This is a genomic window from Streptomyces sp. NPDC057694 (genome assembly GCF_042799415.1).
Taxonomy (GTDB): Bacteria; Actinomycetota; Actinomycetes; order Streptomycetales; family Streptomycetaceae; genus Streptomyces.
In genome coordinates, this window is record NZ_JBHVIX010000007.1 from 289,277 (window position 1) to 302,359 (window position 13,083).

The 13,083-nt window shown below is 69.5% G+C and carries 10 protein-coding genes and 1 tRNA gene; 3 read left to right on the plus strand and 8 right to left on the minus strand.

Annotated elements, in window-relative coordinates:
- Window positions 1-6 precede the first annotated feature (6 nt).
- From aspT to ACFVDP_RS19100, 5 genes are all read right to left on the minus strand, one after another.
- Window positions 7-1,683 carry an aspartate-alanine antiporter gene (aspT, locus tag ACFVDP_RS19080; RefSeq protein ID WP_383490844.1) on the minus strand — a complete coding sequence of 559 codons (1,677 nt, stop codon included), beginning with the start codon at window positions 1,681-1,683 and terminating at the stop codon, window positions 7-9.
- 126 nt (window positions 1,684-1,809) lie between these two features.
- Entirely contained in the window at window positions 1,810-3,273 is a 1,464-nt protein-coding gene (locus ACFVDP_RS19085) for a GH1 family beta-glucosidase (RefSeq protein WP_383490846.1), read from the minus strand.
- 255 nt (window positions 3,274-3,528) lie between these two features.
- Window positions 3,529-4,428 carry a carbohydrate ABC transporter permease gene (locus ACFVDP_RS19090; protein ID WP_383490848.1) on the minus strand — a complete coding sequence of 300 codons (900 nt, stop codon included), beginning with the start codon at window positions 4,426-4,428 and terminating at the stop codon, window positions 3,529-3,531.
- Between the two features lie 3 nt (window positions 4,429-4,431).
- Complete coding sequence (locus tag ACFVDP_RS19095; protein WP_383490850.1) at window positions 4,432-5,433, minus strand: carbohydrate ABC transporter permease; 1,002 nt, start codon at window positions 5,431-5,433, stop codon at window positions 4,432-4,434.
- Window positions 5,434-5,544: 111 nt separating this feature from the next.
- The gene (locus ACFVDP_RS19100; protein ID WP_383490852.1) at window positions 5,545-6,897 is read right to left on the minus strand and encodes an ABC transporter substrate-binding protein; all 1,353 of its coding nucleotides are present in this window, start codon (window positions 6,895-6,897) and stop codon (window positions 5,545-5,547) included.
- Between the two features lie 265 nt (window positions 6,898-7,162).
- Here ACFVDP_RS19100 and ACFVDP_RS19105 point away from each other — a divergent pair, with 265 nt between their 5' ends.
- A complete protein-coding gene (locus ACFVDP_RS19105; protein ID WP_383490854.1) occupies window positions 7,163-8,218 on the plus strand; it encodes a LacI family DNA-binding transcriptional regulator in 1,056 nt (351 codons plus the stop codon).
- Window positions 8,219-8,312: 94 nt separating this feature from the next.
- On the opposite strand, the gene ACFVDP_RS19110 is transcribed toward ACFVDP_RS19105, so the two are convergent.
- From ACFVDP_RS19110 to ACFVDP_RS19120, 3 genes are all read right to left on the minus strand, one after another.
- A tRNA-His gene (locus ACFVDP_RS19110) sits at window positions 8,313-8,385 on the minus strand.
- Window positions 8,386-8,519: 134 nt separating this feature from the next.
- On the minus strand, window positions 8,520-9,122 hold the full coding sequence (orn, locus tag ACFVDP_RS19115) for an oligoribonuclease (protein ID WP_383490856.1): 603 nt from the start codon (window positions 9,120-9,122) through the stop codon (window positions 8,520-8,522).
- A gap of 63 nt (window positions 9,123-9,185) precedes the next feature.
- Window positions 9,186-10,502: a helix-turn-helix domain-containing protein gene (locus ACFVDP_RS19120; RefSeq protein ID WP_383490858.1), complete on the minus strand. Its 1,317-nt coding sequence runs from the start codon at window positions 10,500-10,502 to the stop codon at window positions 9,186-9,188.
- A gap of 1,143 nt (window positions 10,503-11,645) precedes the next feature.
- Here ACFVDP_RS19120 and ACFVDP_RS19125 point away from each other — a divergent pair.
- The gene (locus tag ACFVDP_RS19125) at window positions 11,646-12,170 is read left to right on the plus strand and encodes a universal stress protein (protein ID WP_383490860.1); all 525 of its coding nucleotides are present in this window, start codon (window positions 11,646-11,648) and stop codon (window positions 12,168-12,170) included.
- A 188-nt stretch (window positions 12,171-12,358) separates the two neighbouring features.
- Window positions 12,359-12,949 carry a GPR1/FUN34/YaaH family transporter gene (locus ACFVDP_RS19130; protein WP_383490862.1) on the plus strand — a complete coding sequence of 197 codons (591 nt, stop codon included), beginning with the start codon at window positions 12,359-12,361 and terminating at the stop codon, window positions 12,947-12,949.
- Window positions 12,950-13,083: the final 134 nt, after the last annotated feature.

The window sequence follows — 13,083 nt, forward strand, 5'->3', positions numbered from 1 at the left end:
TGCCTCTCAGTGTCCGAGTACGCCGACGAGCACGGGGCCCGTCAGAGGGAGCAGGAAGTTGGAGAGGGCGTAGGTGATCGTGTAGCCGAGCAGCGGCACCGACGACTGCGCCACCTGGGTGACGGCGGTGATCGCGGGCGTCGAGCACTGCTGCCCGGCGATGGCGCCGATCAGCAGCGGCTTCTCGATCTTCAGCAGCCGGCGGCCGACGATCAGCGAGATCGTGGCGGGGATCAGCACCATGGCGATCCCGGCGAACGGCAGCAGCGCGCCGTACTCCTTCAGCAGCGGCCAGGCCTGCGGCCCGGACACCAGACCCGTACAGGCGATGAAGACCGCGAGCCCCATGTCCTTGATCGTGGACGCGGCCTGCGGCGGGAACGCGCCGAAGGTCTGCGACCGCGAGCGGAACCAGCCGAAGAGCAGCCCGGAGATCAGACAGCCGCCGCCCGTGCCCAGCGACAGCGGGACGTCGCCGAACTTGACCACGATCTGTCCGAGCAGCGAACCGACCGCGATGCCGAGGCCCAGGTAGATGAAGTCGGTGGCGTCGTTCTTGACCACCGAGCCGATCTTGGCGACCAGCTTGTTCAGGCCCGAGCGGGCGCCGACCAGGGTGAGCACGTCGCCCTGGTGCAGCACCGTGTCGCCGTTGGCCGGGATGTCGGTGTCGCCGCGGGTGATGTCGGTGACGTAGACCCCGTCCTTGAGGAACTCGGGGTTGGCCCGCTGGAGCTCGTCGACCGTCCTGCCGTCGAGCGCCTTGTCGGTGATCGAGACCTCGCGGCTGGCGAGCGGCGAGTCGAGGCCGGGCACGCCCGGGGTCTCGGGGCCGATCATCCGGCCGGCCTCGATCACATTGGCCCGCCGGCCGACCAGGAGCACCAGGTCCGAAAGGGTGAGTTCGAGCTCGGGCGTGACGGTGAGGATCTTGCTGCCGCGCTTGACGTTCTCGATCGTCACCCGCTCGTCGAGATGGTCCTGGAGATCACTGACCGTGCGGCCGTCGGCGGTCGTCACCAGGTAGGTGCGGCCCACCATGCCGGGCAGCGCCGGGCGTTCGTCCGACTCCAGGCTGCCGCTGCTCTTGGTGCGCTCCCACAGCTCGCGGGCGGCGTCGCGCAGGTTGATGCGCAGCATCATCGGCATGATCTGGCTCGTGTAGAGCACGATCGTGATCAGGCCGAAGAGGTAGCAGACCGTGTACGCGGTGGCGACGTTGCCCTGGTACTCGGTGATCTGCGCGGCGGTCAGATTGCTCAGCTTGCCGATGGACTCGGTCGCGGTGCCGACCACGGCCGACTCGGTGGCGGCGCCGGCCAGGATGCCGGAGGCCGTGCCGACGTCCAGGTCGAACGCCTTGGCGAGGCCGAAGGCGATGCCGAGGACACAGACCAGCTCGATGCCGCAGAGTGCGAAGAACCGCAGCGACTTCTTGTTGAGGTTCCGGAAGAACTGCGGCCCGGCCATGTAGCCGAGCGCGAAGATGAACAGCGCGAAGAACACGGTCTTCACGTCGTCGGAGACCTGCGCCTTGGTCCAGGCGCCGAGCAGCAGCGAGACGATCAGCGTGCCGCAGATGCCGCCCAGCGTGAGCGGCCCCACGCGCAGCTTCCCGACGAGGTAGCCGAGCGCCAGGCTCGCGAACAGGACGAGTTCCGGGTGGTCCTTGAGTACGCCCATGGCGACTCAGTGGCTCTCGTGGGCGGACATACGTGACTTATCAGGCATAGCCGAAAAATAAGGGCCGGTACGCCGCTCCGCCACATGAGTGGCGTTCGGCGTACCGGCCCTCCCCCCGGCCTGTGGTCAGTCCTGCGCGGGCAGCCCCCCGCTGCGGGCGGCCCTGGAGTACCAGGTGGCGCTGGACTTCGGGATGCGGGCCTGCGTCTCGTAGTCGACGTAGACCGCGCCGAACCGCTTGGTGTATCCGTACGCCCACTCGAAGTTGTCGAGGAGCGACCAGAGGAAGTAGCCGCGGACGTCCGCGCCCCGGGCGATCGCGTCGTGCACGGCGCCGAGGTGGGCGTGCAGATAGCGGACCCGCTCGGGGTCGTGCACCGCTCCGTCCACCACGACGTCGTCGTACGCCGCGCCGTTCTCCGTCACGTAGAGCGGGACACCGGGAGCCTGCGCCGTGTAGTCGAGGAGCAGGTCGCTCAGGCCGGTCGGGTCCACCGACCAGTCCATCGCGGTGACGTCCTCGTTCACGCGGTGGAACTCGATCTCCTCCGAGCCCGGCCACGGGGAGTGGTCGCTGGCGCCGTGCCCGTCGCGCCGGGGGCCGGTCCGCTCGCCGCGGGGGGCCGAGACGACGGCCGGCGTGTAGTAGTTCAGGCCGATGAAGTCCAGCGGCTGATGGATGATCTCGGTGTCGCCGTCCTGCACGAACGACCAGTCCGTGAGCCGCGCGGTGTCGGCGATCAGGTCCTCGGGGTAGGCGCCCTTCAGCAGCGGCCCCGTGAAGACGCGGTTCGCGAGCGCGTCGATCCGGCGCTTGGCGTCCAGGTCCGCGGGGTCGTCGGTGAGCGACCTGACCACACTCGGGTTGAGGCTGAGACCGATCTCGGCGCGGCCCGGCAGGATGCTCCGCAGCGCCGAAGTGGCGAGCCCGTGACCGAGGTTGAGGTGGTGCGCGGCGCGCAGGGCGGCGGCCCCGTCGGTGCGGCCCGGCGCGTGCACGCCCGAGCTGTACCCCAGGAAGGCGCTGCACCACGGCTCGTTGAGGGTCACCCACTGCTCGACCCGGTCGCCGAGCGCCTCGCCGACGAGGGCGGCGTACTCCGCGAACCGGTAGGCGGTCTCCCGCTCCGGCCAGCCGCCCGCGTTCTCCAGCTCCTGCGGCAGGTCCCAGTGGTAGAGGGTCGCCACGGGCTTGATGCCGTTGGCGAGCAGCTCGTCGACCAGGCCGCGGTAGAAGTCGAGCCCGCGCTGCACGGCGGGCCCGCGCCCGGTCGGCTGCACCCGCGGCCAGGCCACGGAGAAGCGGTACGCGGTCAGGCCCAGGTCCGCCATCAGCCGTACGTCGTCGCGCCAGCGGTGATAGTGGTCCACGGCGACGTCGCCGGTGTCACCGTTCAGCACCTTGCCCGGGGTGTGGCTGAACGTGTCCCAGATCGACGGTGTGCGCCCGTCCTCCCGGACGGCGCCCTCGATCTGGTACGAGGCGGTGGCGGACCCCCACAGGAACCCGGCGGGGAAGCGGGTCACCGCCGCGGCGCCGGTCGTGGTCGCGGCGGCCGCGAGGTCGGTGGTGTTGTTCGTAGTGGTCATATGGGGCGCTCCCAACGCGGAAGTGTGCAGGGGGAAGTGACGAGACGTCAGGGCGAGGGCCTGCGGCGACGCTGCCGGGGTCCCGTCCCCGCCCCGGACGGTTCCGGGGCGGAGACGGGGTGTCGGCCCGGCGCCGGGCGGGGCGGTTCGACGGTGCCGGGCCGGTCCGGGGGCGGGGCTTCCACGAGCCGGGGGAGCCCGGGCCGTGGAAGCGCTCCCACCGGCGCCGGCCGCACGGATGCGGACAGCGGTGGGTCAGCTCTTGACGGCACCCGCCGTGATGCCGCCCACGATGTGCTTGCCGAGGAAGGTGAAGACCACCAGCAGCGGGACCGTGGAGATGAGCGCGCCGGTCAGCACGACCGCGGTGTCCACCGTGTGGTTGCCCGCTCCGAGGTTCGCCAGCGAGACCTGGAGCGTCGGGGTGCCCGTGTCGGTGAGCACGATGAACGGCCAGAAGAAGTCGTTCCACGCCTGGACGAAGGTGAGCATCGCGAGCACCGCCATCGCGGGCCGCGCCACGGGGAAGACCACGTGCCAGATGACCCGCAGGCTGTTCGCCCCGTCCACCCGGGCCGCCTCGACCAGCTCCACCGGCAGCGCCTCGACGAGGTACTGACGCATGAAGAACACACCGAAGGCGGCGACCAGCGACGGCATGATGACCGCCTGGAGGGTGTCCGTCCACTGCAGGTCCGTGATGATCTGGTAGAGCGGGATGACCGTGAGCTGCGGCGGCACCGTCATGGTGGCGACGACCAGGGCGAGCAGCATGTTGCGGCCCTTGAAGTGCAGCTTGGCGAAGGCGAAGCCGGCCAGCGTCGCGAACAGCACGGTGCTGGCACTGATCACACTCGCCACCACGGTGGTGTTGATCAGGGCCACCCCCATGTGGACCTGGTTCCACGCGACGTCGAGGTTCTCCAGCAGGTGCGAGCCGGGCAGCAGCGGCGCGGGGGCCTGCTGCACCCGCGTGCTGTCGTGCGAGGCCGCCACCACGTTCCAGTACAGCGGGAACAGGGAGACGAGGGCCGCCACGACCAGCAGGACGTACGCGAGCGGTCCGGCCTTGCGCTGGTCGCCCGCGCCGGGCGCGAAACGGCGGCGACGCACCGTGGGAGGCGCTGCGGGGGGCGCCGGGAGTTGGACGGTCATGGGTCAGCCTCCCAGCTTCGTGCGGTTGCGGCGGGCCGCGAGCGCCTGGACGGCGCCGACGAGCAGCAGGATCAGCAGCATCACCCAGGCGATGGCCGAGGCCCGGCCCAGGGAGTTGTTGGTCCAGCCGGTCTGGTACATCAGCAGCGAGAGCGTCTGGTACTGACCGCCGCTGCCGCCGCCGATCCCCACACTGCCGCCGTACAGCATCGGCTCACCGAACAGCTGGGTGGCGCCGATGGTCGAGACGATGATGGTGAACAGGATCGTCGGACGGATCGAGGGGATGGTCACGGAGATGAACTGCCGCCAGCGCGACGCCCCGTCGAGCGCGGCCGCCTCGTAGAGGTCGTTCGGCACGGCCTGCATCGCGGCCAGGTAGATGAGCGCGTTGTAGCCGGTCCAGCGCCAGATCACGATCGTCGAAATGGCGATCTGCGAGGGCCACTTGGACGACTCCCACTGGATCGGACCGATCCCGAAGACGTCGAACAGCGAGTTGATCATGCCGTAGTCGGTGTTGAACAGCTGGGCGAAGACCAGCGTGGCCGCGGCGATCGACGTGGCGTACGGGGTGAGGACCGCTATCCGCAGGAAGGCGCGGCCGCGCATCTTCGAGTTGAGCAGGTGCGCGAGGCCGAGGGCCATCATCAGCTGCGGAACGGTGGAGATCACACCGATGGTGAACGTGTTGGACAGCGCCCGCCAGAAGAATTCGCTGTCCAGCAGGCGGCTGTAGTTGTCGAAGCCCACCCATGAGGCCTGGTCCTCGGCGCCGAGCTGGACGCTGTGCAGCGAGAGCCAGCCCGTGTAGATCAGCGGGAAGAGGCCGAAGGCCGCGAAGCAGAGGAAGAACGGAGCGATGAAGGCGTACGGGGACCCTTTGAGGTCCCAGCGGTAGATCCTGCTGCGCCAGGTCGATGAGGCGGGCCGCTGGACCGGTGCGGCGGAGGGAGGGGCGGACGGCGGGCTGCCGCCGGCGTCCGCCTTGACGGAGGTGGCCACGCGGGCTTTCCTTCCGGTTCGGTGGTGGTGCATGGCTGGGGAACACGGGCCGGGGACGGGGCCCGACGCCCGCTCGTCGCGGGCGTCGGGGCCACCGTCAGCGGCCGTCCGTCACTGCTCGATCTTGTCGTCGACCAGCTTCTTGACGTTGTCCCACGCCTTCTTGGGGTCCGTGCCCCGCTGCTCGACGTCGAGGATGCCGTTGTCGGTGAGGAAGGTCTTCACCTGGCCGTCGTGGGCACCGATCGGCGCCGACGTGATGCCCGCCGCGATCTTCGAGTAGATCTGGCCGACCGGGGTGTCACCGTAGAAGTCGACCTTCGCGTCCTTCACGGTGGCGGAGTCCAGGCCGTCCTTCGTGGACGGGATGTTGCCGAGCGCCGTGAAGACCTTCTCCTGCTGCGCCGCGCTGGTCAGCCACGCCGCCAGCTCGGTGGCCTCCTTGACGTGCTTGCCGGAGGCCGGGACGCCGAGGAAGGAACCGCCCCAGTTGCCGTTCTGCGGGGGCAGGGCGACGTCCCACTTGCCCTTGTTGCTGTCGCCGGCCTGGCTCTGGATCTGGCCGAGCATCCAGCTCGGGCAGGCCACGGTCGCGAACTTGGAGTTCTTGAAGCCGGCGGCCCAGGTGCCCTTCTCGTCGAACTGGCGCAGCTTGGCGGTGTAGCCGTCCTGCGCGGCCTTGACGGCCAGGTCCCAGGCGGTCTTCACGCCGGTGCTGGTGTCGTAGATCAGCTTGCCGCTGTCGTCGGAGTACTGCTGCGGCTGGCTGGAGAGCACCGCGTTGAACAGACCGCTCGCGGAGTCGGTGAAGACGGTGCCGCTCGGCGCCTTCTTCTTGTAGTCGCCCGCGACGTCGAGGAACTTCGACCAGTCGCCCTGCCACAGCTTCGCGACCGCGTCGCGCTCGGTGGGCAGCCCGGCCTTCTTGAAGAGGTCCTTGTTGTAGCAGACGGCCATCGGACCGATGTCGGTGCCGAAGCCGATCGTCTTGCCGTCGGCCGTCGTGGCCTGCTTGGTCTTGAAGTCGAGGAAGTCCGACACGTGGGTCTTGTCGGCCTTGCCGAGGTCCTCCCACTTGCTCGCCATGGTCGGGCTCGTGGCCTCGGCGATGTAGCCGACCTCGATGGCCTGCACGTCGGCGAGACCGCTGTTGCGCGACATCCGCAGCTTGAGGGTGTCCCAGTACTTCTGGCCGTCGGTGGTGTGGTCCTCGACGATCTTGATGTTCGGGTGCAGCTTCTCGTACGCGGCGTAGAGCTTGGCGCTGCCCTTGCCGTTGTCGAAGCCGAAGGTGCCGAACGTGCCGACGTGCAGCGTGATCTTGCCGCCGGCGGAGCCCGAGTCCGAGTCGGTGTCGTCGCTGGCGCTGCATCCCGTGGCGAGAAGCGCGGCGGCGGCGACGCCTGCGGCGGTGGCCAGTGCGGTGCGGCGGGTGCGGCCGCGGGAGTTGCCCGAAGTGCGCATTGCGTCCTCCAAATGCTTCGGTTGCTCATGTGTGCTGTGCCCCGGCCAACTGCCTTGCTGGGCCCGTTCTTTGTGCTGCGGCTCGGGCGGGGAGTGTGCAGGGTATGTAAGAACCAGATACGGTGGGAGCGCTCCCATCCGTGATGAGTTGAAGATTCGCCTCTCGGGCGATGGGTGTCAAGACGTAGGACCGTGCCAACTTGCCGCGGTTATCGGGCTGTTAGATTCCACTAGATTTCGCGTGGGACTCGGGGAGGTAGAAGCCATGGTGGGTCACGGCACTCACGGCAGGCGTCCGACGCTGGAGGAGGTCGCCGCCCGGGCCGGGGTCGGACGCGGCACCGTCTCCCGCGTGATCAACGGGTCGCCGCGGGTCAGCGACGCCACCCGCGCGTCCGTCGAGGAGGCGATCGCCGAGCTCGGCTACGTGCCGAACACGGCGGCCCGCGCCCTCGCCGCCAACCGCACGGACTCCATAGCCGTGGTGGTCCCGGAGGCCGAGTCCCGGTTCTTCTCGGAGCCGTACTTCTCCGGCATGGTCGGCGGCGTCGGCATGGCCCTCGCCGAGTCCAACCTGCAGCTTCTGCTGACCTTCGCCCGGGGGGAGCGCGAGCGCGACAAGCTCGCCTCGTACCTCGCGGCCCACCGCGTCGACGGCGTCCTCCTCGTCTCCGTCCACTCCGACGACCCGCTCGCCGACCGGCTGCTGCAGATGGACATCCCTACGGTGATCAGCGGCCCCCGCTCGGCCGACGAACCGCTGCCCTCGGTCGACAGCGACAACTACACGGGGGCCCGCTCCGCCGTCGAGCACCTGGTCTCCCGCGGCCGGCGCTCGATCGCGATCATCACCGGCCCGCTCGACGTGTACGGAGCCCAGCGCCGACTCGTCGGATACGAGGACGAACTGACCGCGTCCGGAATCGCGTACGACGAGAAATTGGTGGCCTACGGAGACTTCACCGAGGAGGGCGGCCGGCGCTGCATGACTGATCTTCTTGAACGCAGCCCCGGCTTCGACGCGGTCTTCGCCTGCTCCGACCTGATGGCCTCCGGCGCCCGCCAGGTCCTGCGCGAGGCAGGCCGCCGCATCCCCGACGACGTGGCCCTGGTCGGCTTCGACGACTCGATGATCGCCCGCCACCTGGAGCCGGGCCTGACCAGCGTCCGCCAGCCCACCCGCGACATGGGCCGCGCGATGACCGAGCTCCTCCTGGACGAGATCGCCCTCGCGGCGGAGGGCAAGCGGTCCTCGGCCCGGCGCGGGGCCGAGCGGCACCTGGTGCTGCCCACGGAGCTGGTGATCCGGGCGTCGTCGTAGCGCGCGGGCGCCCGGGGGTGCCTGCGGGCACCGCCAGGCACCCGGAAATGCCGAAGGCCCCGGTTCTCGCGAACCGGGGCCTTCGGGCCTTCAGGGTGAGTGACGGGACTTGAACCCGCGGCCACCTGGACCACAACCAGGTGCTCTACCAACTGAGCTACACCCACCATGTCCGGTCTTTTGTCGTTCTTCTGACCGGCCGAGAAAAAGTGTACAGGGTCCGACGGGGTGCTCGCGCACCCCTTTTGGCGCCTCTCTCCCCGAGGGGATCCGGACCCCGTACTGGCGGGCCTGGGAGCGGCTACTCCGCAGGCAGGACGTGCTTCGCCGCGATGGTCTTCGCGGTGTCGGAGTCGGGCCCGGGCTGCGGGACGAAGATCGCCTCGCGGTAGTAGCGCAGCTCCGCGATGGATTCGCGGATGTCGGCGAGCGCCCGGTGGTTGCCGTTCTTCTCCGGACTGTTGAAGTACGCCCTCGGGTACCAGCGCCGGGCCAGTTCCTTGACCGAGGACACATCGACGATCCGGTAGTGGAGGTACTCCTCCAGCGTCTGCATGTCCCGCAGCAGGAATCCGCGGTCGGTACCGACCGAGTTCCCGCAGAGCGGGGCCTTGCCCGCGTCCTTGACGTGTTCACGTACGTACGCCAGGACCTGCTCCTCGGCGTCGGCGAGCGTCGTGCCGCCCGCCAGCTCGTCGAGGAGACCCGAGGTGGTGTGCATCTGCCGCACCACCTCGGGCATCTGTTCCAAGGCCTCGTCCGGCGGGCGGATCACGATGTCCACCCCTTCACCCAATACGTTCAGCTCGGAGTCGGTGACCAGTGCGGCCACCTCGATGAGCGCGTCGTTCGCCAGCGAGAGTCCGGTCATCTCGCAGTCGATCCACACCATGCGATCGTTCATGCGGCCAACCCTACGGGTCAGACCTTCTCGCTGGCAGACGACGGGCGTCAGCTCCTGTACGGGTTACTGGGGCGCGATCCGCGGCCCGGGCAGACTGGCGCGCCCCGGAGCGAACGCGTCGGACGGCGGCTTGCCGCCCTCCAGGTGCCCGGAGTGCCCGGTGTACCCCCCGTGCCCCGTGTGCCCCGGCGGCCCCGTCGGCAGGGACGCCGCATGGGCGCCAAGCCCCGACGCGGCCGCGGCCGTGCGCCGGGACTGGCTCGGCACGCCACCGGGGCCCGCCGGGTCGCCCTGCATGGCGGCCAGGTCGACCGGCGGCCTGTCGGTCGGCTTGCCGTTCGCCCCCGGGCCGTCGCCCGACTGCGGCCGGCGCGCCCGGTAGGCCGCGCGGTACGCCGCCGGGGACGAGCCCAGCTGCCGCCGGAAGTGACCGCGCAGTGCCACGGGGGAACGGAACCCGCAGCGCCCCGCGACCTCGTCCACCGAGTAGTCGGACGTCTCCAGCAGCCGCTGGGCCTGGAGGACCCGCTGCGTGATCAGCCACTGGAGCGGGGCGGACCCCGTCAGCGACCGGAAACGGCGGTCGAAGGTCCGGCGGCTCATATAGGCACGGGCCGCCAGAGTCTCCACGTCGAACTGTTCGTGTAAATGTTCCAGCGCCCAGGCGACGACCTCGGCCAGCGGGTCCGCACCGATCTCCTCGGGCAGCGACCGGTCGAGATAACGCTCCTGGCCGCCACTGCGGCGCGGTGGTACCACCAGGCGGCGGGCGAGCGCACCGGCCGCCTCGTTGCCGTGGTCCGTGCGCACGATGTGCAGGCACAGATCGATACCGGCGGCTGTGCCGGCGCTTGTCAGTACGTCGCCGTCGTCCACGAAGAGCTCGCGCGGGTCCACATGGACGGACGGATATCGCTTTGCCAGTGTCGGTGCGTACATCCAGTGCGTGGTGGCCGGGCGGCCGTCGAGCAGGCCCGCCGCGGCGAGCACGAACGCGCCGGTGCACAGTCCGACGATGCGCGCTCCTTCCTCATGGGCGCGACGGATCGCGTCCAGCGCCTCCTCCGGGGGCGGCGAGGTGATCGACCGCCAGGCCGGCACGACGACCGTGCCTGCCCGCGAGATCGCCTCGAGCCCATGGGGCGCTGTGAGTTCAAGCCCTCCGGTGGTCCGCAGGGGTCCCTCTTCACCGGCGCACACGAGCAACCGGTAACGGGGAACTCCCGCGTCCTGACGGTCGATTCCGAACACGGAGAGCGGTATGGAACTTTCGAAGATGGGTCCGCCGCTGAACAGCAGCACCGCGACGATCTCGCGTCGCCGGCGCCCTGACAGCTTGCGAGCCGCCGCCTCCGGCGCAGTGGTGGAGTCGTGGCTCATCCTGCTAAGCCCCCCTCGGTGATCGCGGCTCCCTCAATACTTTGACGGGCTGTTCGCTCCTGCACGTTTCCCCTCGGTCCTGCTGAAGTCCCCCGCCGCCAAAAACTCGACCAGTCATGATCGAATCTACTGTGTCTCCGGCTGCCCCTGTGACCAGTTAAAGACCTGGCACATTGTCGACATGGCAACTTGGCGTGAAGCATTCGATCACGAAGCGTTGCACTCGCGGGCGTTGGTGGGAAGTGCGCCTCAACTCAGTGGCCGGTCCCCGTAGGGTGCGCGGGGCTTTTGCGACCCTTTCAGCCCTGGTGGAACGGGGGTTGAGGGCACCGAAGGGCAAGGAAAGCCTGTGTGGCCGAAGTTGGCTGAAAATATACGGGGTAGCGCGTTGAAACGGATCAGTCCACCGGCGCACTCTGCTCGGCGCGGTGTCCGCCCCTGTGCGCCCCCTGCCCCGTACGGCCGTGCCTACCACGATGCGTGCAGCATTGTTCAGTGTGCAACCGTGCGGCGCCACGTTCGGACTGACGCAGGAGCAGTCGGCACGCCGCGGTGACGGCGGCGAGACCCAGAGCGGCCCCGGCGGCGCCGGCCGCCGAGATGCCGTACCCGACGAGAACCAGAGGCACCAGAACACAGCTGAACGCCGCCCAGCGGACGACATCGCCCGCTCCGTCGGTCCCCACGGGTGGCTTGTCATGGGTGTGTGGGGTCGGCCGTGTGTGCGACTCCGGCGCGCGGGCGGGGGCCGGGATGCTCCGGCGCGAGCCGGTGGTCCGGTGCGCGGTGGACGGTCCGGGCACGTGGTGCTCCTCGGTGCTCCCTGGGTCGTGACGGTCGGGAGTTCAACGCGCGGTGTGCGTCCCGGTCACTCGATCCGCACGCGAGTGGCCCACAAGAGTGCGCAAACCGCCTGTACGGGGCAGCAACCATTGCCATACGGTCGGCGCCTCGTGCATGCTCCCCTGAACGCTGCGGAGCGGACGTGCATACAGGCCTGAGAGCGGGCCGGAGTCTGGGCAGAGGAGGAGTGTCGCCGTACCCTTGGGGGTATGGGGTTGGGAAGATGATTCCCGGACACAGCTCCGCCGATCAGATGTCGTCCCCTCATTTGAGGCCCACGAGGTACACGCCGAGACACTCATGGCCGGTCACGAACTTCCTGAACCCGAAGGCCGCAAGCGGCAGGTCGCCGATCCCACGACGACCCCCCGAGCGGCGGAAGAGCCCCGTCACGCCTGTGACCCCGCCTTCAAGCACGGTGTCGTCGTCGGCTTCGACGGCTCGACATCGAGCGAGCGGGCACTCGCGTACGCGATCGGCATGGCGCACCGCTCGGGCTCCGGTCTGATCATCGTGCATGTCGCCAATCGGCTGCCGACCACGGTGTGGGCGGGCTGTGAGCCGCCTGTCTTCGTGGATGTGCCCGACCACCGCACCGAGGTCCTCGGGCTGGAACTCGCCTGCGCGGAGTATCTCTCCGAAGTCCCCTGGATCCTCGTCGAGCGCGGTGGCGACATCTGCCACGAGCTGGAGGAGGTCGGACGGGAGTACTCCGCCGACGCCATCGTCGTGGGCTCGACCCACGGTCTCGTCGGGCGGATCTTCGGCTCGGTCGCGGGACGGCTCGCGCGGCGCGCGCAGCGGCCCGTGATCGTCATTCCGTAGGTTTCCGCGCGCCTGGGTCCCCGGCTCTTTTCCGTCATTCAACTTGCGGGTGGGGCAGTGCTGTTGAATTTCGCAGCGATTGATGAACCTACTGACGCGTAGAGGTGCTTTGTGCCTTTGTGAAGGGTACATACCGGTCGCTGGACAACAACACGGAGCACCCGCACATTGCATGAAGGGAGCCCGCTGTGGACAACGACGTCTCCGCGGGAAACAGGGCGATCGCCTCGCCCGTCTCGACTCTCGGTCAACTCGCGCTCGGACTCACCCTGTTGGCATTCGGTCTCGGTCACACCACGGTGATCGACGGTGTCACGGCGGCCGACGCGGTTTCCCTCGCGACGTACGTGGGCGGGATCGCCCTCTTCGTCGCCGGTCTCCTCGCGCTGCGCGAGGACGGCTTCACCGGTACGGCCTTCGCCGGGCTCGGCGCCTTCTGGTTCACCTGGGGGGTCGGGGCGGGGAGTGCCGTATCGGCGACCTCGGCCAACGCGGCGGGGCTCTTCCTGCTGCTGTTCGCCCTGCTCGCGCTCAGCCTGACGCTCGGTTCCGCGGGGGCCGGGGTGTTCGTACGGGGCACGTACGGGGCGCTGTTCGTGGCGTTGCTGCTGCTCGCCGTCGCCGCGTTCGGGGGTCCGGACGGGCTGGCCAAGGTGGGCGGCTGGTTCGCCGTGGCCGGTGGGCTTGCCGCCTGGTACGGGGCAACTGCCGTCATGGCGGGGTTGCCCACGGTGTTGCCCGGGCGGGCTGCCGGTCGGGGCGTGACGGCCGCCGGCTGACAGCCATCTGGGCCGGGGCAATGGGCGGCTTCGGCCCTGCGGGAACGGGTCCCCTTCGTGTGTGGTGGCGCGCGGAGGGGGCCCGTTCGTGTGCCGGGGGCGGTCTCGTTGCCGGGTGCGGGTCGCGTCGTGGC

Bases quoted from the DNA above. Each gene is read 5' to 3' on its own strand.
- aspT (WP_383490844.1), bottom strand. From the start codon at position 1,683: ATGGGCGTACTCAAGGACCACCCGGAACTCGTCCTGTTCGCGAGCCTG.
- ACFVDP_RS19085 (WP_383490846.1), bottom strand. From the start codon at position 3,273: ATGACCACTACGAACAACACCACCGACCTCGCGGCCGCCGCGACCACG.
- ACFVDP_RS19090 (WP_383490848.1), bottom strand. From the start codon at position 4,428: ATGACCGTCCAACTCCCGGCGCCCCCCGCAGCGCCTCCCACGGTGCGT.
- ACFVDP_RS19100 (WP_383490852.1), bottom strand. From the start codon at position 6,897: ATGCGCACTTCGGGCAACTCCCGCGGCCGCACCCGCCGCACCGCACTG.
- ACFVDP_RS19105 (WP_383490854.1), top strand. From the start codon at position 7,163: ATGGTGGGTCACGGCACTCACGGCAGGCGTCCGACGCTGGAGGAGGTC.
- orn (WP_383490856.1), bottom strand. From the start codon at position 9,122: ATGAACGATCGCATGGTGTGGATCGACTGCGAGATGACCGGACTCTCG.
- ACFVDP_RS19120 (WP_383490858.1), bottom strand. From the start codon at position 10,502: ATGAGCCACGACTCCACCACTGCGCCGGAGGCGGCGGCTCGCAAGCTG.
- ACFVDP_RS19125 (WP_383490860.1), top strand. From the start codon at position 11,646: ATGGCCGGTCACGAACTTCCTGAACCCGAAGGCCGCAAGCGGCAGGTC.